At 71.0% G+C, this 21,792-nt stretch carries 15 protein-coding genes; 12 read left to right on the top strand and 3 right to left on the bottom strand.

Going from position 1 to position 21,792, the window contains the following annotated elements:
• Positions 1-46: 46 nt before the first annotated feature.
• Complete coding sequence (locus ACFUN8_RS14755) at positions 47-1,021, bottom strand: SGNH/GDSL hydrolase family protein (RefSeq protein WP_383636174.1); 975 nt, start codon at positions 1,019-1,021, stop codon at positions 47-49.
• Positions 1,022-1,393: 372 nt separating this feature from the next.
• On the opposite strand from ACFUN8_RS14755, the gene ACFUN8_RS14750 reads away from it, so the two are divergent.
• From ACFUN8_RS14750 to ACFUN8_RS14715, 8 genes are all read left to right on the top strand, one after another.
• On the top strand, positions 1,394-2,524 hold the full coding sequence (locus ACFUN8_RS14750) for a hypothetical protein (RefSeq protein WP_383636171.1): 1,131 nt from the start codon (positions 1,394-1,396) through the stop codon (positions 2,522-2,524).
• 131 nt (positions 2,525-2,655) lie between these two features.
• The gene (locus tag ACFUN8_RS14745; protein ID WP_383636180.1) at positions 2,656-3,438 is read left to right on the top strand and encodes a TIGR03936 family radical SAM-associated protein; all 783 of its coding nucleotides are present in this window, start codon (positions 2,656-2,658) and stop codon (positions 3,436-3,438) included.
• 243 nt (positions 3,439-3,681) lie between these two features.
• A complete protein-coding gene (locus ACFUN8_RS14740; protein WP_383636168.1) occupies positions 3,682-7,833 on the top strand; it encodes an Rne/Rng family ribonuclease in 4,152 nt (1,383 codons plus the stop codon).
• A 350-nt stretch (positions 7,834-8,183) separates the two neighbouring features.
• Positions 8,184-9,302, top strand: a complete 1,119-nt coding sequence (locus tag ACFUN8_RS14735; protein WP_383636165.1) for a DegT/DnrJ/EryC1/StrS family aminotransferase — start codon at positions 8,184-8,186, stop codon at positions 9,300-9,302.
• Positions 9,299-10,321, top strand: a complete 1,023-nt coding sequence (locus ACFUN8_RS14730) for a Gfo/Idh/MocA family protein (RefSeq protein ID WP_383636162.1) — start codon at positions 9,299-9,301, stop codon at positions 10,319-10,321. The genes ACFUN8_RS14735 and ACFUN8_RS14730 overlap by 4 nt, the downstream gene beginning before the upstream one ends.
• A complete protein-coding gene (locus tag ACFUN8_RS14725; RefSeq protein WP_383636159.1) occupies positions 10,311-11,891 on the top strand; it encodes a glycosyltransferase family 4 protein in 1,581 nt (526 codons plus the stop codon). The genes ACFUN8_RS14730 and ACFUN8_RS14725 overlap by 11 nt, the downstream gene beginning before the upstream one ends.
• Positions 11,888-13,516, top strand: a complete 1,629-nt coding sequence (locus ACFUN8_RS14720) for a glycosyltransferase family 2 protein (protein WP_383636156.1) — start codon at positions 11,888-11,890, stop codon at positions 13,514-13,516. The genes ACFUN8_RS14725 and ACFUN8_RS14720 overlap by 4 nt, the downstream gene beginning before the upstream one ends.
• A complete protein-coding gene (locus tag ACFUN8_RS14715) occupies positions 13,513-14,796 on the top strand; it encodes a nucleotide sugar dehydrogenase (protein ID WP_383636153.1) in 1,284 nt (427 codons plus the stop codon). The genes ACFUN8_RS14720 and ACFUN8_RS14715 overlap by 4 nt, the downstream gene beginning before the upstream one ends.
• Before the next feature lie 70 nt (positions 14,797-14,866).
• On the opposite strand, the gene ACFUN8_RS14710 is transcribed toward ACFUN8_RS14715, so the two are convergent.
• Positions 14,867-15,466: an acyltransferase gene (locus tag ACFUN8_RS14710; RefSeq protein ID WP_383636150.1), complete on the bottom strand. Its 600-nt coding sequence runs from the start codon at positions 15,464-15,466 to the stop codon at positions 14,867-14,869.
• 58 nt (positions 15,467-15,524) lie between these two features.
• On the bottom strand, positions 15,525-16,613 hold the full coding sequence (locus ACFUN8_RS14705) for an acyltransferase family protein (protein WP_383636147.1): 1,089 nt from the start codon (positions 16,611-16,613) through the stop codon (positions 15,525-15,527).
• Between the two features lie 233 nt (positions 16,614-16,846).
• On the opposite strand from ACFUN8_RS14705, the gene ACFUN8_RS14700 reads away from it, so the two are divergent.
• From ACFUN8_RS14700 to obgE, 4 genes are all read left to right on the top strand, one after another.
• On the top strand, positions 16,847-19,072 hold the full coding sequence (locus tag ACFUN8_RS14700; RefSeq protein WP_383636144.1) for an FG-GAP-like repeat-containing protein: 2,226 nt from the start codon (positions 16,847-16,849) through the stop codon (positions 19,070-19,072).
• Between the two features lie 353 nt (positions 19,073-19,425).
• On the top strand, positions 19,426-19,749 hold the full coding sequence (rplU, locus tag ACFUN8_RS14695; RefSeq protein ID WP_381798585.1) for a 50S ribosomal protein L21: 324 nt from the start codon (positions 19,426-19,428) through the stop codon (positions 19,747-19,749).
• A gap of 14 nt (positions 19,750-19,763) precedes the next feature.
• A complete protein-coding gene (rpmA, locus tag ACFUN8_RS14690) occupies positions 19,764-20,021 on the top strand; it encodes a 50S ribosomal protein L27 (RefSeq protein WP_354603359.1) in 258 nt (85 codons plus the stop codon).
• A 135-nt stretch (positions 20,022-20,156) separates the two neighbouring features.
• Positions 20,157-21,593 carry a GTPase ObgE gene (gene obgE / locus ACFUN8_RS14685; protein ID WP_383636141.1) on the top strand — a complete coding sequence of 479 codons (1,437 nt, stop codon included), beginning with the start codon at positions 20,157-20,159 and terminating at the stop codon, positions 21,591-21,593.
• Positions 21,594-21,792 lie beyond the last annotated feature (199 nt).

The following is a 21,792-nucleotide window of genomic DNA, read 5'->3' as shown; positions in this document are numbered from 1 at the left end:
CCTCCGGCCGTGGGGCCGGAGGCGGCTCGCCGGGGGACGGTCAGGGTCAGTTGATGTTCAGGGCGTTCAGCAGTGCCGATGTGACGTGGTCGGCGGCGTTCTTGTGGCCCTTGGCGTTGGGGTGGACGAAGGCCACTTCGCTCGGGAACTGCGTGAAGATGCCCTCCACCCACTTGCCGGAGTCACAGACGCTGTGGTTCCGGGAGGAGTCGTAGAGGTCCACGAAGGACGCGTCGTTCTCGCCCGCGGACTTCTCGATGACCTTGTTCAAGGGCTTCAGTACGTCGTCACGGAGCCAGTCCAGGTCGCCCGGGGTGATCGCGGCGAACTGCTCCCAGTCGTTGTACCGGCACTTGGACGTGTCCTCGGGGATGACCGTCGGGTAGCCGACGGCCAGGGTCTTGGCGTGCGGGGCCCGTTCGTCCAGTACGGCGAGCATCTCGTCGTAGTCGGCGCTCACCTTGTTCAGCCGGTCGGGGACGTCGTCGGCGAGCGCGTCCCGGCACGGTGTGCCCACGCCGCCGCTCTCCGAGCCCAGTTGCAGGCAGGTGAAGAGCATGTTGGCGAAGCCGAGGGTGTTGCCGCCCACGCCGACCGTGATCACGTCGGTGCCGGGATTGACGGCCTCGGACTGGGGCGGCACCGGGGGGAACGGGTAGTCCGGGTCCTCCGAGAACGGCGGCAGATGCCGGCCGATCGGCTCCTGGGCCCGGAAGGTGATGTCCTCGATCGTGGCGGCGCCGCAGCTGACGTTGGTCAGTTCGATGAGCGAGCCGAGGTCGCGGTCGATCACCTGCGGGTAGGACAGGTCGGTGCGCTCGCAGCCGTCGCGGGGGATCTCGAAGACCTCACCCGCCGCCGGGATGACCCCGGCGGTGTACGAGTCGCCCAGGGCCACCCACTCGTACGCCGCTGCCGCGTTCGCCGGGGCCGCCCCAGCGAGTTGCGTCGGCACGAGGGCCCCCGCGACCAGCGCGGCGGTCGAGCCCAGGAGTGTCAGGCGCTTGCGGAAAGGGGTCACGAATCCTCCAGGTGTACAGCGTTGATGCCGCTATGACCCTACGGAATCGGTTACCTGGCGCACTAGATCCAATACGGACAGTCACGAATGATCGTGAGAAGCAACTTTCGGGCGGTTTGCTTCGGTGCGCTGACGATTCGCGTTCGCCATCTGACGGATGTGGTGCGATATCTGTGCGACACGAGTCGGAGGCTTGATCAACTGGTCGGGTCCCGGCTCGGCGCCCGGCCGCCGGCCGCTGTCCTGTTACCGATCATCGGCGGGTTACCGATCATCGACGGGCTCGGCTCGTCCCGGTCTCGAATCGGGCACGAACGCGCTGTGCGGCGCCGATCCGGGATCCGGGCGGGCGCCGGGGGCGTCCTGTGAGGCATGGACCTGGACAAGACGCCGGCCCCGCGGCCGGCACCCCAGCGGTACGAGCCGGGCGAGGGCTGTCTGACCACGGCCATCCGGATTCCGGTCCGGATCGTCGTTCTCGTACTCGTCGTCCCGGTACGCCTGGTGTGGGATCTGCTCGCCACCGGGGCGCGGGCGCTGCACCGGGCCGTGTTCCGGCCGGTCGGACGGGGCATCGGGCTGGCCTGCTCGTGGCTGTACGAGACGCTGCTCGTCCCGCTCGGGCGCGCGCTGGTGTGGCTGGTCAAGGCGTTGTTCGTGTGGCCGTGGGTGGCGCTGTGGCGGTACGGCGTCGTGGTGCCGGTGGTGTGGCTGTACGCGCGCGTCCTCACCCCGGTCGGCCACGGCATCGCCTTCGTCTGCTCCTGGCTGTACGAGACGTTGCTCACGCCGACCGGACACGTGCTGGGAGCCGGCCTGGTGTGGCTGGGCAAGGCGCTGTTCGTCTGGCCCTGGGTGGCTCTGTGGCGCCATGTGCTGGTGCCGGTGGTGCACTACGGGCTCGTGGTGCCGGCGGTGTGGCTCTACCGGCAGGTGCTCACCCCGGTCGGCCACGGCGTCGCCTGGCTGCTCGTCGGGCTCGTCAGAGGCGTCGTACTGACCGTCGGCGGTGTCTGGAAGGCGCTCGGATGGCTTGTCGGCACCCTGCTGATCACCCCGCTCGGCTGGCTCTACCGTACGGTCCTCGCCCCCGTCGGCCGGGAGATCGCCGACGCGATCGGTGTCGCCTGGCGCATCGCCGGACAGATCTCGCGCGCGGTCGGCCGGGCGCTGAAATGGCTGGCCCTGGTCCTGATCGGACAGCCCGTGAGCTGGTTCTACCGGGACGTCTGTACGCCGGTCGGCCATGCCGTACGCGACCACGTGTGGGCCCCGGCCAAGAAGGCGGCCGTCGAGACCGGCCGGGCGGCCAGGAGTGCGCTGCGCTCCGCCGGGGAAACAGTCCGGCAGACCCGCCGGGACGCCTGGCGCGCCCTGGTCGGCGCTCCCCGCGCGGCCGAGCCTGTGAAGGTGTCGGTCGACGGGGCGCGTACGCTGGGTAGTACAACAACCGTCCCCGGCGCGGTACCCGCACCCGAGATCTCCCTGCGCAAGCAGGTGTGAGCCGGGTTTTCCGGGGCCGACCGCCCGGTCGGCCGCGCGTTTAGAGGGTGCGCGCCACCGCGCGCACCCCGCACCGAGGAGAAGAACCACTGGGCAAGCGACAGCCCGAAGGCCCCCCGCCCGCGCCGGCGGTGCAGCGCATCAGACTGCGTTACACCAAGCGTGGCCGCCTCCGGTTCACCAGTCACCGCGATTTCCAGCGCGCCTTCGAGCGGGCCCTGCGCCGCGCCGACGTACCCATGGCGTACTCGGCCGGCTTCACCCCGCACCCCAAGGTCAGCTACGCCAATGCCGCACCCACCGGCACGGGCAGCGAGGCCGAGTATCTGGAGATCGCCCTGGCGGCGCCGCGCGACCCCGCCACCCTGCGCGCACTGCTCGACGAGTCGCTGCCCACCGGGCTCGACATCATCGACGCCGTCGAGGCCCGTACGTCGGGACTCGCCGACCGGCTGACCGCCTCCGAGTGGGAGCTGCGGCTCGACGGTGTGGACCGCGAAGAGGCCGAGCGGGCCGTGACGGCCTTCTTGGCCGCCGAGGTGGTGGAGGTCGAACGGCGCGCCAAGAACGGCATGCGGACCTTCGACGCACGAGAAGCCGTGGTCGACCTGCGAACCCTTCCTCCACAGGCCGATAGGCCGGGGGGCGAGCGCTGTGCGATACTGCGGCTGGTAGTTCGGCACATGACACCCGCCGTTCGACCCGACGACGTCCTTTCCGGTCTCCGAGCTGTGGCCGACCTGGCGCCGCCGGTCCCCGCAGCGGTGACCAGGCTGGCGCAGGGGCTCTTCGACGAGGAGTCCGGAACGGTGACCGACCCGCTCGCGCCCGACCGCGAGGCAGTCACGGCAGGCTCATCCATGGCCGCCGGACCCGCCGCCGCGAAGGCTCCGGAAGGTGCGGTCTCCGCGTAGGACGGTTGTTGTAGCGCTGCCCTCGAATCCGCCTCGGGAGCCACCTGGGCCGGGCGGCGCGCTGACCACGAAGACTTTCGCCAGGCCGTACGTACGACGCGTACATACGGAACCGGCGACCCAGACATAACAGCTCCTGTGCGGCGCCCGCGCCCCGGACGGCGGCATTCGCGCCTCAGCGCGGGCCGCGGCCGGACCGGATCAAGGCGTGGCGCCCGGGAGCGTGACGGGAGAACCGCCCGCATGTCCCAGAATGAACCCGGTACGACCCGGGACACCGAAGAAGAACTGAACAGCCCCAGCGACACGCTGCCGCCGCGCCGCAGGCGCCGCGCCGCGTCGCGTCCGGCGGGGCCGCCGTCCTCGGCGGCCGAGGCCGCCGAGGGGGCGAACGTCACGGCGAGCGTGCCGGAGGAGACCTCCGAGCCCGCCGCAGGCCCCGACGAGGCGGCGCCGCCGCGTGCCCGCCGTCGGGCCACCCGTAAGGCCACCGCTCCCGTGGAGATCGTGGCCGACCCCGTACCCGAGGCAGCCGCCCCGGAGACCCTTGCCGAGCCGGTGGCCGAGGAGCCCGCTCCGCCGCGCGCGCGCCGTCGTGCGACCCGTAAGGTCGCCGCTCCCGCCGAGACGGTCGCCGAACCGGTGATCGAGCCCGTGGTCGAGGCCGCCGCGCCCGAGACCGTCGCCGAGCCGGTGGCCGAGGAAGCCGCTCCGCCGCGTGCCCGCCGTCGTGCGACCCGTAAGGTCGCCGCTCCCGCCGAGAGCGTCGCGGAGCCGGTCGCCGAGCCCGTGGCCGAGACCGCTCCGGAGACCACCCCCGCGCCCACCGCCGAGCCGGTGGCCGACGAGGCCGCTCCGCCCCGCGCCCGCCGCCGTGCGACCCGCAAGGTGACCGCACCGGCGACCACTCCCCGGCCCGCCGAGGTGGACGACGAGGACGTCGACGCCGTCGCGCAGGGCGAGACGCTCCCCACGAACGCCGTCACACAGATCACCGCGGACGAGGAGGCCGTCGAGGCGGCCGAGAAGGCCGCCACCCGTGGCCGGACGCGCCGCAGGGGCGGCGGCTCGCCGGAGTTCACCGCCGAGCCCAAGGCCGAGTCGAAGGCGGAGCCGAAGTCCGAGCCCAAGGCCAGGAAGGCCGAGCAGCGCAACGGCTCCGCGCCGTCCGCCGCGAAGGACAAGGAGAGCGACGCGCCCGAGCGGTCGTCGCGCCGGCGCGCCACCCGGCCCGCCGTGGCCGTCTTCCAGGCGCCCGTCTTCGCCGAGCCGATGTTCCAGACCCCCGAGACGGCCGCCGCGATGGCCGCCGCCGGTGATGTCGAGGACGACGACGACCTCGACATCGAGGACGAGACGACGGTCGAGCCCGTGGCCGCGCCCGCCCCCGAGCCTTCGGGCCGCCGCAGGCGCCGTCGCCGCGGCGAGTCCGCCGAAGCCGCCGAGCCCGCGCCGACGCCGGCCCCCGCCGCCGCGCGGGACGCCGACGACGAGCACGACAACGAGCACTCCGCAGAGGGCGACGAGCCCGACGCCGACGGCGAGTCCGAGGACTCCGACGAGTTCGACCGTCCGTCGCGGCGCCGCCGCCGGGGCGGCCGTCGCCGTCGCCGCGGTGAGTCCGCCGACGCCGACGAGCAGTCGGACGAGCACTCCGACGACGCGCCGGAGGAGCGGGGCCTGGACCGCGGCAGGAAGCACGCCGCCGACACCGACGACGAGGACGGCTCCGACACGGACGCCGCCGACTCCGACGAGCAGGACGACGACGACTCCGCCAACCAGTCGGGCGGCGGAAGCAGCAGCAGCCGGCGTCGTCGCCGCAGGCGCCGTCGCAGCGGTGACGGTGGTTCCGACAACGAGAACAACGGGGTGGACGACCCGGAGCGCACGGTCGTCAAGGTCCGCGAGCCGCGCGAGCGCCGTACGAAGGACACCGAGCCCGGCACCGGCGTGGACGAGGTCCAGTCCATCAAGGGCTCGACCCGTCTGGAGGCGAAGAAGCAGCGCCGCCGCGAAGGCCGCGAGCAGGGCCGCCGCCGGGTGCCGATCATCACCGAGGCGGAGTTCCTGGCGCGCCGCGAGGCCGTCGAGCGGGTGATGGTCGTCCGCCAGAACGGTGAGCGCACCCAGATCGGCGTTCTCGAGGACGACGTGCTCGTCGAGCACTACGTCAACAAGGAGCAGGCCACCAGCTACGTCGGCAACGTCTACCTGGGCAAGGTGCAGAACGTACTGCCGTCCATGGAGGCCGCCTTCGTCGACATCGGCAAGGGACGCAACGCCGTCCTGTACGCCGGTGAGGTCAACTTCGAGGCGCTGGGCATGGCCAACGGCCCGCGCCGTATCGAGACCGCGCTCAAGTCCGGCCAGTCGGTCCTCGTCCAGGTGACGAAGGACCCGATCGGTCACAAGGGCGCGCGTCTCACCAGCCAGGTCTCGCTCCCCGGCCGTTACCTCGTGTACGTCCCCGAGGGCTCGATGACCGGCATCAGCCGCAAGCTCCCCGACACCGAGCGGGCGCGGCTGAAGACCATCCTGAAGAAGATCGTCCCCGAGGACGCGGGCGTCATCGTCCGTACGGCCGCCGAGGGCGCGAGCGAGGACGAGCTGCGCCGCGACGTCGAGCGCCTCCAGTCGCAGTGGGAGGACATCCAGAAGAAGGCGAAGAGCGGCAACGCCCCGACCCTTCTCTACGGAGAGCCGGACATGACCGTCCGGGTCGTGCGCGACATCTTCAACGAGGACTTCACCAAGGTCATCGTCAGCGGTGACGAGGCGTGGCAGACCATCCACGGTTATGTGGCGCACGTGGCGCCCGACCTGTCCGACCGGCTGAACCGCTGGACGAGCGAGGTCGACGTCTTCGCCTCGTACCGGATCGACGAGCAGCTCATGAAGGCGCTGGACCGCAAGGTCTGGCTGCCGAGCGGTGGCTCGCTGGTCATCGACAAGACCGAGGCCATGATCGTGGTCGACGTCAACACCGGGAAGTTCACCGGTCAGGGCGGCAACCTCGAAGAGACCGTCACCAGGAACAACCTGGAGGCGGCCGAGGAGATCGTGCGTCAGCTGCGGCTGCGCGACCTGGGCGGCATCGTCGTCATCGACTTCATCGACATGGTCCTCGAATCGAACCGGGATCTGGTGCTGCGGCGACTGCTGGAGTGCCTGGGCCGGGACCGTACGAAGCACCAGGTCGCCGAAGTCACGTCGCTCGGCCTGGTCCAGATGACCCGTAAGCGGGTGGGCCAGGGGCTGCTGGAGTCGTTCTCCGAGACCTGTGTCCACTGCAACGGGCGCGGCGTCATCGTCCACATGGAGCAGCCGACCAGCTCCGGTGGCGGCGGTGGCAACGTCGGCGGTGGCGGCAACGGCAAGCGCGCGAAGAAGCGCCGCGGCGGGTCCGGTGCGGACCACGACCACAGCCACGACCACGAGCACGAGACGGCGGCCGATGTCCTGACGGACGCGGAGTCCGAGTCCGAGTCCGAGGCCGAGGTGGCGGCGGAGGCCGCCGCGCCGGTCGCGCTGCCCGCGCCGGAGTTCGTGCCCGACGAGGAGCTGTACAGCAGCGTCGCGGAGGCCGAGACGGCCGCGCGTGGCGGGCGTTCGCGCCGCCGGGCGTCGCGCAAGGCGTCGGCTCCGGCCGGTTCGCCGAGGTCGACGGAGCCCGAGGCTGAGCTGGTGGGCCGGGCCGACGAGCCGGCCGAGGTGCCGGTTCCGGTCGCCTCGTCCGTGCCGGTGGCCGAGCCCGAGGTCGACGTGGAGGAGGCCGCTCCGCAGGGCCGTACCCGCCGCCGGGCCACCCGTAAGGCGTCGGCTCCGGCCGGTTCGCCGAAGACGGGCGGGTCCGACCGGGCTGCCGAGCAGGTGGCCGAGGTCGTCGTCGAGCAGTCGGCGGCGCCCGTCGCGGCGGAGCCGGAGGCCGTACGGCCCGAGGCAGGCACCGACACGCCCGGCACCGACGCGCCGGTCGGCGACACACCCGTGACCGACACGCCCGAGGCGGCACCGCCGCGGGCGCGCCGCAGGGCGACCCGTAAGGCGTCGGCCCCGGCCGGTTCGCCGGCGGGCGCCGAGGAGGCGGCCGTCCTGGTCGTGGATTCGGCGGCGGAGTCCGGCCAATCGGCCGAATCCCCGGGACACGCCGAAGAGTCCGGCGGGTCCGGCGACGACAGCAATGCGGAATCTTCAGCTCCGGCCAAGAAGGCGGCTCGAAAGACCGCGAAGAAGGCCACGGCGAAGAAGGCGGCCACGAAGAAGACGGCAGCCAAGAAGACCGCCGCCAAGAAGACCACGGCGAAGAAGACGACCACGAAGTCCGCGGCCAAGAAGACGTCGGCGGCCGAGCAGCAGTCGGCTCCCGCGGTGTCGGTGGCCACTGATGGGTGAGTTGTCAAGCTGAACGTTTGGTGATCGCCGGTTGAACGGCCCGTGCCCGCCTCTGGGAATCCAGTGGCGGGCACGGGCCTTTTTGTTTCGGAATTGATGCGATTGGCGGTTAACACGAACGAAATTCGGCCGGAAATTCCTGATAATGTGACTGGCGGTCCCCGCCGTCGACAGTCCCCGCCCGGAACCTGCGGTCGGGGACCGGCCCGTACAGGGACAGCGGTCCCACATTCCTCGGCAGGGCGTCGGCCATCGCGCCGTAGGGGTACACGCGGCCTCGTGAGACGCCCGCTGCGCCCCTGGCCTCTGCCACAGAGAGCTTTCGCGGTGTTTCAAGGAGGACGACGTCCATGTCGAGCAGTGAAGTGCAGCCGATTCCCGCTGCCCGCCCGGTCATCGGGGAAGAAGAGATCGAGGCCGCGGTCCGTGTACTGCGTACCGGCCGGGTCGTCCAGGGCCCCGAGGTGGCCGCGTTCGAAGAGGGCTTCGCCGAGCTTGTCGCCGGCCGCCACTGCGTGGCCGTGAACTCCGGCACGTCGGCGCTCCACCTGCTGCTCCTCGCCCTCGGCATCGGCCCGGGTGACGAGGTCATCGTGCCGTCGTTCTCGTTCGCCGCCTCCGCCAACGCGGTACGGCTCGTCGGCGCCGACGTCGTCTTCGCCGACATCGAGCCCGGCAACTTCGGACTCGACCCGGCCGCCGTCGAGGCCGCGATCACCCCGCGCACCGCCGCGATCATGCCGGTCCACCTGTACGGCAACCCGGCCTCGATGGACAAGCTGATGCCCATCGCCGACAAGCACAAGCTCGCCGTCGTGGAGGACGCCTGCCAGGCGCACGCCGCGTCGCTGAACGGCACGCCGGTCGGCGCCTTCGGCTCCGGCGGCACCTTCAGCTTCTACCCGACGAAGAACATGCACTCCCTCGAAGGCGGCATGATCTCCACCGGCGACGCCGAGGTCGCCCGCACCCTGCGCCTGCTGCGCAACCAGGGCATGGAGCAGCGGTACGCGAACGAGATCGTCGGCGCCAACATGCGCCTCACCGACGTGGCCGCCGCCATCGGCCGCGTACAGCTCGGCAAGCTCCCCGGCTGGACCGAGCAGCGCCGGGCCAACGCCGCGTACCTGACCGAGAACATCACCGCCCCCGGTGTGGTGACGCCCCCGGTCGCCGACGGCGCGCACCACGTCTACCACCAGTACACCGTCCGGATCACCGGTGACCGCGACGCCGCGATGGCGAAGCTCACCGAGGCCGGCGTCGGCAACGCCGTGTACTACCCGACCCCCATCCACCGGCTGCGGCCGTTCTGGGAGCCGGACCAGAAGGCCGGACGCAACTGGGATCTGCCGGAGACCGAGCGGGCGGCCGCCGAAGTCGTCTCGCTTCCGGTGCACCCCTCGCTGTCCGCGTCCGACCTGGAGCGAATCGTTTCCGCCGTGAACGAGCTGGGAGAGAACCTGTGACCACCGGGGGACTGCGCGCCGGCCTGATCGGCCTGGGCTCGATGGGGCGCCACCACGCACGCGTACTGGCCGGCCTCGACGGCGTCTCGCTCGTCGGGGTCGTCGACCCGCTCGGCGACAAGAACGGACTGGCGCAGGGCGCGCCCGTCCTCGACACCGTCGAGGAACTGCTCGCGATCGGCGTCGACTACGCCGTCATCGCCTGCCCGACCGCCCTGCACGAGCAGGTCGGCCTCCAGCTCGCCGAGGCCGGGGTGAGCGCGCTCATCGAGAAGCCCCTCGCCGACACCGTCGAGGGCGCGCGCCGTCTGGTCGAGGCGTTCGAGTCGCGCGACCTGGTCGCCGGCGTCGGCCACATCGAGCGCTGCAACCCGGCGCTGCGCAGCCTCCGCACCCGGCTGGAGGCCGGTGAACTCGGCGACGTGTACCAGGTGGTGACGCGCCGTCAGGGTCCGTTCCCGCACCGCATCGCCGATGTCGGCGTCGTCAAGGACCTCGCCACCCACGACATCGACCTGACCGGCTGGGTGACCGGCCAGACGTACACCTCGATCTCCGCCCACACGGTGTCCAAGAGCGGCCGCCCGCACGAGGACATGGTCTCCGCCGTGGGCCGGCTGTCCGACGGCACGATGGTCAACCACCTGGTCAACTGGCTGAGCCCGCTCAAGGAGCGCTTCACCTCGGTCACCGGCGAGCGCGGCTGCTTCATCGCCGACACGCTCACCGCCGACCTGACCTTCTACTCCAACGCGGCGGTGACCACCGAGTGGGAGGCGCTGCGCGCGTTCCGCGGCGTGGCCGAGGGCGACATGATCCGCTACGCCATCCCCAAGCGCGAGCCGCTGCTGGTGGAGCACGAGCTGTTCCGGGACGCCGTACTCGGCGAGTCGCACGACATCTGCACGCTGCGGCAGGGCCTGCGCACGGTCGAGGTGGCGGCGTCCCTGCTGGAGTCGGCCGCGAACGGCCGCACGGTGATTCTCGAGACGGGGGACAGCGCGAGTCATGTCGGCTGACAACGTGGTGGGACGACGGAACGCGAGTCCGCGCGGGCGGATCGTGATGCTCGTCGACAACGGCGTGAACGGTGATTCGCGCGTACAGAAGGAAGCACGTTCGGCGGCGGCGGCCGGCTGGGACGTGATTCTGCTGGGCAAGTCCCCCAACAAGCACGAGCAGACATGGCACCTCGGCGACGCCGAGGTCAGGCTGCTGCACGTACCGGGCCCCATGAACAGGCGGCGGTACGAGTACCGGCGCGCGATCCTGCGCGCCCCCCTCGCCTACCGTCCGGGTCCGCTCGCGGCCTACCGCAAGCAGCGGATGAAGGCGTGGCGCGCCGAGCTGAACCTCCGTCTCATCGAGGCGAAGCTGGCGGGCTCGACCGTCCGGAAGCTGGGCCTCGTGCCGGCGCGCCTCGCCTCCAAGGTGCTGAGCAAGTGGGTGGGTCTCCGGGCGCGTCAGGCGCGTTCCCTCGAACGCCGCCGGAAGGACATGACGTCCTCGCTGGACCGCTTCTCCACCGCGTTCTGGCAGCGGACGATGGGTGTCCGCGCGTGGCGACGGCTCGACCCGTTCCTGTGGGACCTGGAGCTGGCGTACGGCAAGGTCATCGACGCCCTCGAACCCGACCTGATCCATGCGAACGACTTCCGGATGATAGGGGTCGGCGCGCGGGCGAAGCTGCGTGCCAAGGGCAAGGGGCGCGAGGTCAAGCTGGTCTGGGACGCGCACGAGTTCCTGCCGGGCATCAAGCCGTGGAACCCGCACCCCCGCTGGCACATCGCCCAGTGCGCGCACGAGAGCGAGTACGCGAAGCACGCCGACGCCGTCACCACCGTCTCGGGGACGCTCGGCGAGATGCTCGTCGAGCGTCATGGACTCGCCACCAGGCCGGAGATCGTGCTCAACGCCCCGGACGCGGAGATCTCACCGGACCAGGCCGCCGAGCCGGTGCCCGATCTGCGTGAGCTGTGCGGGATCGGCCCCGACGTCCCGCTCACGGTGTACAGCGGCGCGGCGGCCCCGCAGCGCGGCCTGGACATCATGGTCGAGTCGCTTCCGCTACTGCCGGACGTCCATGTCGCGTTCGTGGTGCTGCGACCGAACTCGGAGTACATGACGTCGCTGCTGGTACGGGCGGCGGAGCTGGGTGTGGCCGAGCGGGTCCACATACTCCCCTACGTACCGCACTACCAGGTCGTGCCGTTCCTCTCGACGGCCGACGTGGGTGTCATCCCGATCCACCACTGGCCCAACCACGAGATCGCCCTGATCACCAAGTTCTTCGAGTACTCGCACGCCCGGCTGCCGTTCGTGGTCAGCGATGTGAAGACGATGGGGGAGATGGTCGCGAAGACCGGTCAGGGCGAGGTCTTCACCGCGGAGGACGTCTCGGACTACGTGCGCGCGGTCGGGGCGGTCCTCGCCGACCCCAAGAAGTACCGGGACGTGTACGAGGACAAGGGCCTCCTCGCCGAGTGGACCTGGGAGGCGCAGGCCGAGATCCTCGACGGCGTCTACTCCCGGCTGCTGGGCCGGCCGCGCACCGAGACCGGAATCCCGTCGACCCGGGTGGCGGCATGAGAGCCACGCCCGATGTGACGGTGGTGGTGGCGGTGTACAACACGATGCCGTACCTGACCGAGTGCCTGAACTCGCTCGTCGGCCAGAGCATCGGACTGGACCGGCTGGAGGTCGTGGCCGTCGACGACGGCTCGACCGACGACAGCGGCGCCGAACTCGACCGGTTCGCGAAGGAGTACCCCGACACGGTCAGGGTCATCCACCAGCAGAACAGCGGCGGTCCGGCGGCGCCGAGCAACCGCGCGCTGGAGGTCGCCACCGGCCGTTTCGTCTACTTCATCGGTTCCGACGACTACCTCGGTGAAGAAGCGCTGGAACGCATGGTCGCCTGCGCCGACGAGCACGGCTCGGACGTGGTGATCGGCAAGATGGTCGGCACCAACGGCCGGTACGTCCGGCAGGCGATGTACAAGAAGAACGATCCGGACGTGAGTCTGTACGGCTCCGACCTGCCGTTCGCCCTGGCCAACACCAAGCTCTTCCGGCGTGAGCTGGTGGAGCAGCACAAACTCCGCTTCCCCGAGGACCTGCCGGTCGGCAGCGACCAGCCGTTCACCATCGAGGCGTGCGTGCGGGCCGAGCGGATCTCCGTCCTCGGCGACTACACGTACTACTACGCGGTCAAGCGCGGCGACGCGAGCAACATCACCTACCGGGCCGACCACCTGGCCAGGCTGCACTGCACCACCCGCATCATGCGGCACACGGCCGGACTGATCGAGGCGGGACCCAAGCGTGACGCCGTCCTCAAGCGCCACTTCACCTGGGAGCTGGCCAAGCTCATCCAGGACGACTTCCTGCCGCTCGACCCCGTGACCCAGCGCGAGTTGTGCGCGGGGATCGCCGAACTCGCCGACGACTATCTGACGGACGAGTTGCGGGACTCGCTCGACGTCAAACGCCGGGTCCGGATACTGCTGGCCCAGCGTGGCGCCGTGGCCGAACTCATCAAGGCCATCGGCGACGAGGCCGAGCACGGCGCGCCGCCGTTCCTGCTCGAAGCGGGGCGGGCGTTCGCCGCCTATCCCGGCCTGCGCGACCCGGCCCTCCAACTGCCCGACCGGGGCTACGAGTTGGTGGGCGAGGCCGTTCCCGGCCGACTCGCCAACGGCACCCGGCTGATCTCGGCGAACTGGGACCAGAACGGCGACTCGCTCTCCCTGGCGGTCGTCGTACGGATCGGCCTGAGCGGACAGACCGACTCCGCCGTGGTCCGGCTGGCCCGGACCGCCATGCCCAAGAGCGCGGACAAGGCGGCGGCCAGGAAGCTGCCGGCCGGGGAGCGACTTCCCGATCCCGTGGGGGAGTTCACGCGCGTGGCGGAGTCCGACGGGGGCACGGTCCTGACCGCCCGGATCCCGCTCCCGGCCGTCAAGGCCAAGGGGGGCGTCCGCGTCTACGTGGACGTCGCCGGCTCGACGTACGAGATCCCGGTCCGTACCCGCGGCCTGCCGATGCCGCTCGCCCGGCGCTGGGGCGACGCCGTCCCGTACCGGGCGTCGGCCAATGTGAATCCCAAGGGGCGACTGGTGATCACCACGGCTCCGCTGTGGGAGCCGACACCGTCCTTCCGCGCGCGGGTACGAAGCCTGCTGCCCCGGTTCAAGAGGAAAGTAATCCGATGAATATCTGTGTAGTCGCGCTCGGCAAGATCGGCCTGCCGCTCGCCGTGCAGTTCGCCGTCAAGGGCCACCGCGTCTTCGGCGCCGACGTCAACGAGAAGGTCGTCGAGCTGGTCAACGCCGGTACGGAGCCCTTCCCCGGTGAGCACGACCTCGACGTCAAGCTCAAGCAGACCGTCGACGCCGGGCTGCTGACGGCCACGACCGACACCACCGCCGCCGTCGCGCAGTCCGACGCCGTCGTGGTCGTCGTCCCGCTCTTCGTGGACGCCGAGGGCGTGCCCGACTTCGGCTGGATGGACTCCGCGACGAAGGCGATCGCCAAGGGCCTCAAGCCCGGCACCCTCGTCAGCTACGAGACCACCCTGCCCGTCGGCACCACCCGCACCCGCTGGGCGCCGATGCTCCAGGAAGGCTCGGGGCTCACCCCCGGCGAGGACTTCCACCTCGTCTTCTCGCCCGAACGCGTCCTGACCGGCCGGGTGTTCGCGGATCTGCGCCGCTACCCCAAGCTCGTCGGCGGCATCGACGAGGCGTCGGCCAAGCACGGTGTCGACTTCTACGAGGCCGTGCTCGACTTCGACGTACGCGAGGACCTGCCGCGCGAGAACGGCGTGTGGGACCTCGGCACCGCCGAGGCATCCGAGCTGGCGAAGCTCGCCGAGACCACGTACCGCGACGTCAACATCGGCCTGGCCAACCAGTTCGCGCGCTTCGCCGACCAGAACGACATCGACGTCAAGAAGGTCATCGAAGCCTGCAACAGCCAGCCGTACAGCCACATCCACCAGCCCGGCATCGCCGTCGGCGGCCACTGCATCCCGATCTACCCGCGGATGTACCTGTGGAACGACCCGTCGGCGACCGTCGTGCGCTCGGCGCGCGAGGCGAACGCCGCGATGCCCGAGTACGCGGTGGACCTGCTGGCCGCGGCGTACGGCGACCTGACCGGCGTGGGCGTCCTCGTGCTGGGCGCGGCCTACCGCGGCGGCGTCAAGGAGACGGCGTTCTCCGGCGTCTTCCCGACGGTCGAGGCGCTGCGGGCGCGCGGCGCCGTACCGTACGTCTCCGACCCGATGTACACGTCCGAGGAACTGACCGCGCACGGCCTGCCCCCGCACGAGGGCGAGAAGGTCACGGCCGCGGTGCTCCAGGCGGACCACGCCGAGTACCGCGACCTGAAGCCGGCCGACCTGCCGGACGTCACGGTCCTGGTCGACGGCCGCCGTACCACCGACCCGGAGGCGTGGCGCGGTGTACGCCGCGTCGTCATCGGCGGCTGACGCTCCGCACGGAACCGGAAGAGGCCCGAACCACACCGGTTCGGGCCTCGCGCCGTACGGGCGCTGATACCTACGCGCGCTCCGTCAGGACGCCGTCCTTCTCGTCGTGCAGCGCGCCGGTCCTGGGGCACTCCCACACGCCGGGCTCCCCGTCCCGCGCCACGAGCTTCACGCCCGCCCGCCCGACCCAGCCGATCCGACGGGCCGGGACGCCCACGACCAGCCCGAAGTCCGGTACGTCCTGCGTGACGACGGCGCCGGCGGCGATCATCGCCCAGCGGCCGATCCGTACGGGCGCGACGCAGACCGACCGGGCCCCCAGCGAGGCACCCTCCGCGATCCGCACGCCGACCGCCTCCCAGTCGGAGCCGCGCTTCAGCTTGCCGTCCGGGTCCACGGAGCGGGGGTTCAGATCATTGGTGAGGACGACCGCGGGGCCGATGAAGACACCGTCGGCCAGCTCGGCGGGCTCGTACACCAGCGCGTAGTTCTGGATCTTGACGTTGTCACCGATCCGGACCCCGGTCCCGACATAGGCACCACGCCCGACGACGCAGTTCTCGCCGAGACGCGCGTTCTCCCGGATCTGCGCGAGCTCCCAGACGCTGCTGCCGTCACCGACCACCGCGGTCTCGTCGACCTGGGCGGTGGGCTGGACCCTGTAGTTCACGCTGCTGCCTCTCCGAGTACGTTTCCGACGGTTGAGCATACGTCCGGTCCGGGCCGGGTCATGCCCGCGTCCCGGCCCCGTCCCGCCGTAGCGCCCACGCCATCCTCGGCTCCACGACGAACCGGAACACCCGGCGTACCGGCGGGGTGCACAGGGCCGTCACCAGCAGCGCGGCGGCCAGGGTCACCGCGATCCGGCCCGACGGGGTTTCGAGGAAAGCGTCGTCGTAGCCACCGAGATACCGCGCCCCGCGGATGAAGAAGCCGTGCAGCAGATAGCCGTAGAGCGTCCCGGCGCCCAGCGCGGTCATCCACAGACGACGGCGTGGCACCCACGCCAGGAAGCACGCGCCCAGCACCAGCGCGGCGGCGAACATGAGCAGGGTCATCGCCGCGCCGGTCCACACCGGCTCGTTCAGCTCGCGGGCGCTGTAGCTCCTGAAGAGCCACGAGGTGCTCACACGCGGGACCGACCAGTACGCCACCAGCAGGGCGACCAGAAGGACGGGCAGCGCCGCGACCCGTACCCGGGTACGGCGCAGATACGCGAAGTGCTCGGGGCGCAGCCGCAGGCCCAGCACGAAGAACGGCAGGAACTGAAGGACGCGCATCAGCTGCAGATCGTCCCCGATCCCGGTCGACATCGACGCGAGCGCGGCGACGGCGAGGGACAGGGGTACGGGCCACCGCACCAACTGCCAGACCGGCGTCGTGAGCCGCCACAGGAACAGGGCGGGCAGGAACCAGAGGATCCAGTACGGGTCCGCCGGAGTCAGCGGGAATCCGGGGTCCTCCACCAGGCGGTGGAAGAGCGTGTACGCCACCTCGAAGATCACGTACGGCACCAGGACCCCGGTGACCAGCCGCCACATCCGCTTCGGGCTCAGGTCGAAACCGCGCGAGAAATAGCCCGCGATCACGATGAAGACGGGCATGTGGAACGCGTAAACGAAGGTGTAGAGGGCCTCGACCACCCGCCCACTGTCCGGCAGCGGCTCCCACGAGTGCCCGACGGCGACCAGAACGATGGCCAGATACTTCGCGTTGTCGAAGAACGGATCCCGCTCCACGGCACCCGCACGGGCACCGACGGGAGCGGAGTCGGACGCCGGGCTTCCGGCCCGGGCCGGCGAGAGTGGTGAGACCATCACGACACCCTAGGGTGTGTCTTCGCGTCAGGCCGCGGAAGGCTCCCCCGCCACGGCCCCGCGCGCCCCCGGCCACCCGTCTGACCTCCGGAAAAGCCGCTGCACATCGCGTGGAGGCGCTGTTACTCTCTGTCCACTTGGGGGGATCGGGCCGGGGGGCTTGCTTCGCGTGACAACAGCGGCGGTCGTGCCGTGTTCCCTCCATGCCCGCAGACAGGCACTCGGAGGAAACCTTGAGAAGTAACGTTCAACCACGCCGTGCGACCGTACGAAGAATCCTCGGCGCTTCACTCGTACCGGTTCTCGCGCTGGGCATCGTCGCCTCGGGTGCGGTCGCGACGACCGCGACCGCCGCCGCGCCGGAGTCCACCGCCACCGGCACGCGCGCCGACGCGGACGGCCCGTGGAGCGTCCCGACCGCACTGACCGGTACCGCGGACAGCGTGGAAGCCATCGACGTGCGGACCGCGACCGACGGAACCGTGGTCGCCGCGATGTACCGGGAGGTCCCCGGGAGCTCCCGGCTCGAACTCCGGGTGGCCGTGCGCCCCGCGGCCAGTGAGACCTGGGGCGCGCCGACGGTGATCGACACCCTGAACACGGGCCGGGAGACCGTGCGGCTGCTGCCCGCGCCGGACGGTTCCGTCACCCTGACGTGGGTGCGCGCCGGCAGCGAGAACACCATCCGCACCTCGACACTCACCGCCGGTGCCACCACCTGGTCCGACCCGGTCGACATCGCTCAGGGCACCCGGTTCTTCGACGTGACCACGGCGATCGGCGCGTCCGGAAAGGCCGTCGCCGTCTGGAACCAGTCCGGCGGGCGGTCCACCCAGGTCTTCGCCTCCGAGCGCGACGGAGCGAACGGCGCCTGGTCGTCGCCCGTCCGCCTCGACGACACCCCCGCCGAGATCCTCGAAGGTGTCCCGCAGGTCATCGTCGCCCCGGACGGATCACTGACCGCGGTGTGGAGCGAGTACGGCCCCGAGCGCAACGCGGTCAAGGCCGTCGACAAGCCCGCCGGTGCCACCGGATGGACCGCTCCCCGGACGCTGTCCGCCCCCACGTCCTCGGCGAGCGGCGTCCGGGCCGGTGTGGGGCCGGACGGCGACGCCGTGCTCGTGTGGACCGCCTCCGGCGAGTCGGAGGGGGCCACGCGGCTCGAGACGGTCGTCCGTCCGGCGGGAAGCACCGAGTGGGGCCCGATCGAGACCCACGGCCCGGTCGAGAACGTCGTCGACCCCCGGCCGCTGGTCGCCCCGAACGGGGAGGTGACCCTGGTGTGGGTCGACTGGCGCGACACCTACGGCGTCCGTACCGTCACCCGGTCGACGACCGGCGACTGGTCCGCCGTACGGACCCTGTCGACGGAGTACGTCCCCGAGCAGCTCGACGCGGAGATCGGCCCCGACGGCACGGTCCAGGCGGGCTGGGTGCAGAGCGCGGCGACGGGCGACGAGGACGGGCGGGTCTTCCTGCACGCCGCCCGCGTCGACGGCGTGTGGAGCGCGCCGACACAGCTCAGCAGGAAGCCGTCGGGCGTGGCCATCGGGCAGGTCGCCGGCGGTCCCGAGGGCCGGGCCACCGCCGTGTGGCACGAGTCGGTCGGAAGCTTCACCGGCCAGCTGTGGACGGCCGGCACGGGCCTGACCGTACCCAACCCGGACCCGGACCCCGAGCCGCCGGCGACGCCGTCCCAGCGTCGCGACTACGTCGGCGCCGACGGCTTCGTGGACCTCTTCGCGCAGACGTCCGCGGGCGCGCTCACCATCTACCAGGGCAAGGCGTCGGGCGTGTACTCGGCGAAGGTCCAGGGCGGCACCTGGCCGACCACCTCGACGCTGATCCCCTTCGGCGACGTGGACGGGGACAACGTCAACGACGTCCTCGTGCGTGGCGCCGCCGGTGGTCTGCGCGCCTACCACCCCGCGTACGGCAGGCCGGTCACCCCGAACAGCCCCTCCACGCCCGTGGGCACGGGCTGGACCGGCTTCGACGCCTTCGCCGTCTCCGGTGACTTCACCGGCGACAAGCGCCCGGATCTGATTGCCCGTCAGACATCCACCGGCGATCTCTATCTCTACCGCCACAACGGCAAGGCGGCCCTGACCAAGGTCGGCCTTCTCGCCGCCGACTGGAAGGCCAGGACCCCCATCGGCGCGGGGGACCTGAACGGCGACGGCCACGCCGACCTGCTGGCGCGGGACGCGGCGGGCGTCCTGTGGCGGCACCTCGGCACCGGCAAGTCCACCCTGGGTCCGGCGGTCAAGGTCGGCCCCGGCTGGGGCCCGTTCACGGCCGTCGTCGGCGCCGGTGACCTGACGAAGGACGGCAAGGGCGATCTGGTGGCCCGTGACGCGGAGGGCCTGCTGTGGAAGTACCCCGGCAACGGCTCCGGCGGCTTCGCCAAGCCGGTCAGGATCGGCACGGGCTGGAACGTGTTCGCCACGCTGAACTGACCGCTTGACCGCTTGACCGCTTGGCCGCCTGATCGCCTGACCGGCCGCGGAACCGACCGCCCGACCGACCGCGGAAACAGCCGTTGAGCCGACCGCGGAACCGGCCACCGGTCGAAAGGGGGCGCCTCCCGGAGCGGGGCGCCCCCACCTGGTTTGACCCCCCACCCGGCCGCCCCGTAGTCTTGACCCTCGGCGTGTTTTTGTGCGCGCCGCCTCCTGAGCACCTCACCTTCCGGTGGCTGTCCTCGACGCCGTCGGCGGAGGCCGCTCGTCCGATCCGGATGCAGCGGGGCCCCCGGGCCTCGTGAGCGGCTGGCTTCAGGAGTCCCGTTCCGAGCGAGAGTGAGTTCCGCGTGTACGCCATCGTGCGCAGCGGTGGTCGTCAGCACAAGGTTGCTGTTGACGACATCGTTGAGGTTGACAAGATTCCCACTGCCAAGGTTGGCGACACGGTCGAGCTCTCGACCCTGCTCGTGGTCGACGGCGACGCCGTGACCAGCGACCCGTGGGTCCTGGGCGGCATCAAGGTCACCGCCGAGGTCGTGGACCACCACAAGGGCGCGAAGATCGACATCCTTCGCTACAAGAACAAGACCGGCTACCGCCGTCGTCAGGGTCACCGCCAGCAGTACACGGCGATCAAGGTCACCGCTATTCCCGCGGCCGCGAAGAAGTAAGGGACTGAGGAGACATGGCACACAAGAAGGGCGCATCGTCCACCCGTAACGGGCGCGACTCGAACGCTCAGCGGCTCGGCGTGAAGCGCTTCGGCGGTCAGGTCGTGTCCGCCGGTGAGATCCTCGTCCGCCAGCGTGGCACCCACTTCCACCCCGGCTCGGGTGTGGGCCGTGGTGGCGACGACACGCTGTTCGCGCTCGCCCCCGGGGCGGTCGAGTTCGGCAAGAGCCGTGGCCGCAAGGTCGTGAACATCGTTCCGGTCGCCGAGTAGTTCGGTACCCGTAGAGCGATCTCGATCGGTTTCTCGCGAGGGCGGACCTCACTTCCCGTTGGGGAAGCGGGTCCGCCCTTCGCTTGTTCAACTGTCTGAACGCATGAATTTTCCGTATGTACTGGAGGCACCACCATGACCACCTTCGTGGACCGCGTCGAGCTGCATGTCGCCGCGGGTAACGGAGGCCACGGCTGCGCCTCCGTTCACCGTGAGAAGTTCAAGCCGCTGGGCGGACCGGACGGCGGCAACGGCGGCCGTGGCGGAGACGTCATCCTGGTCGTCGACCAGTCGGTGACCACGCTGCTGGAGTACCACCACTCACCGCACCGCAAGGCCACCAACGGCAAGCCCGGCGAGGGCGGCAACCGTTCCGGCAAGGACGGCCAGGACCTGGTCCTGCCGGTCCCCGACGGCACGGTCGTCCTCGACAAGAAGGGCAACGTCCTCGCCGACCTCGTCGGCCAGGGCACCACCTACATCGCCTCCGACGGCGGCCGGGGCGGGCTCGGCAACGCCGCTCTCGCCTCCGCCCGCCGCAAGGCCCCCGGTTTCGCGCTCCTCGGCGAGCCCGGCCGCTCCGGCGACGTCGTCCTGGAGCTGAAGACCGTCGCCGACGTCGCGCTCGTCGGCTACCCGAGCGCCGGCAAGTCGTCGCTGATCTCCGTGCTCTCCGCGGCCAAGCCCAAGATCGCCGACTACCCGTTCACGACGCTCGTCCCCAACCTGGGTGTCGTCACCGCCGGTTCGACCGTCTACACCATCGCGGACGTCCCGGGCCTGATCCCGGGCGCCAGCCAGGGCCGAGGTCTCGGCCTGGAGTTCCTGCGCCATGTCGAGCGCTGCTCGGTCCTCGTGCACATCCTGGACACCGCCACGCTGGAGTCCGACCGCGACCCCATCTCCGACCTCGACATGATCGAGGAGGAGCTGAAGCAGTACGGCGGCCTCGACGACCGCCCGCGTATCGCGGTCCTCAACAAGATCGACATCCCGGACGGCCTGGACCTCGCCGAGATGATCCGTCCCGAGCTGGAAGCGCGCGGCCTGCGTGTGTACGAGGTGTCCGCCGTGGCCCGTACCGGCCTCAAGGAGCTCTCCTTCGCGCTCGCCGAGATCATCGCCGCCCAGCGCGCGGCCAAGCCTGTGGAGGAGGCCACCAGGATCGTCATCCGCCCCAAGGCGGTCGACGACTCGGGCTTCACCGTCGAGCTGGAGGAGGACGGCCTGTACCGCGTACGCGGCGAGAAGCCCGAACGCTGGGTCAGGCAGACCGACTTCAGCAACGACGAGGCGGTCGGCTATCTCGCGGACCGGCTCAGCCGGCTCGGTGTCGAGGGTGAACTCACCAAGGCCGGTGCCCGCGCCGGCGACGGCGTCGCGATCGGCCCCGAGGACGACGCGGTCGTCTTCGACTGGGAGCCGACGGTGATGGCCGGCGCGGAGATGCTCGGCCGGCGCGGCGAGGACCACCGGCTTGAGGTGCCGCGCCCGGCCGCCATCCGGCGCAAGGACCGCGACGAGGAGCGGGACGACGCGGACAAGGAGTACGACGAGTTCAAGCCGTTCTAGCGGCTGCGCCGCGGGGCCTTCGGGGCTCCGCCGGGCCGCGGCCGGCCCGGGTCCGACTCCCGTTCGGTTCCGGTTCGGTTCCGTACCCGTCGATTTCGAGCGGTGACGACTCGAATACATGACGTAGTGCCGTTGACGGTCAAGGCCGCGGTCCGCTCCCTCCTGAGAGGGCGCCGGCCTTCGTCGTGCGTGCGCGGTG

The sequence above is a fragment of the Streptomyces sp. NPDC057307 genome (assembly GCF_042667665.1).
In the GTDB taxonomy this organism is placed as follows: domain Bacteria; phylum Actinomycetota; class Actinomycetes; order Streptomycetales; family Streptomycetaceae; genus Streptomyces.
The sequence above is the reverse complement of the archived record's forward strand: the minus strand, read 5'-3'. Positions and strand labels throughout refer to the sequence as shown.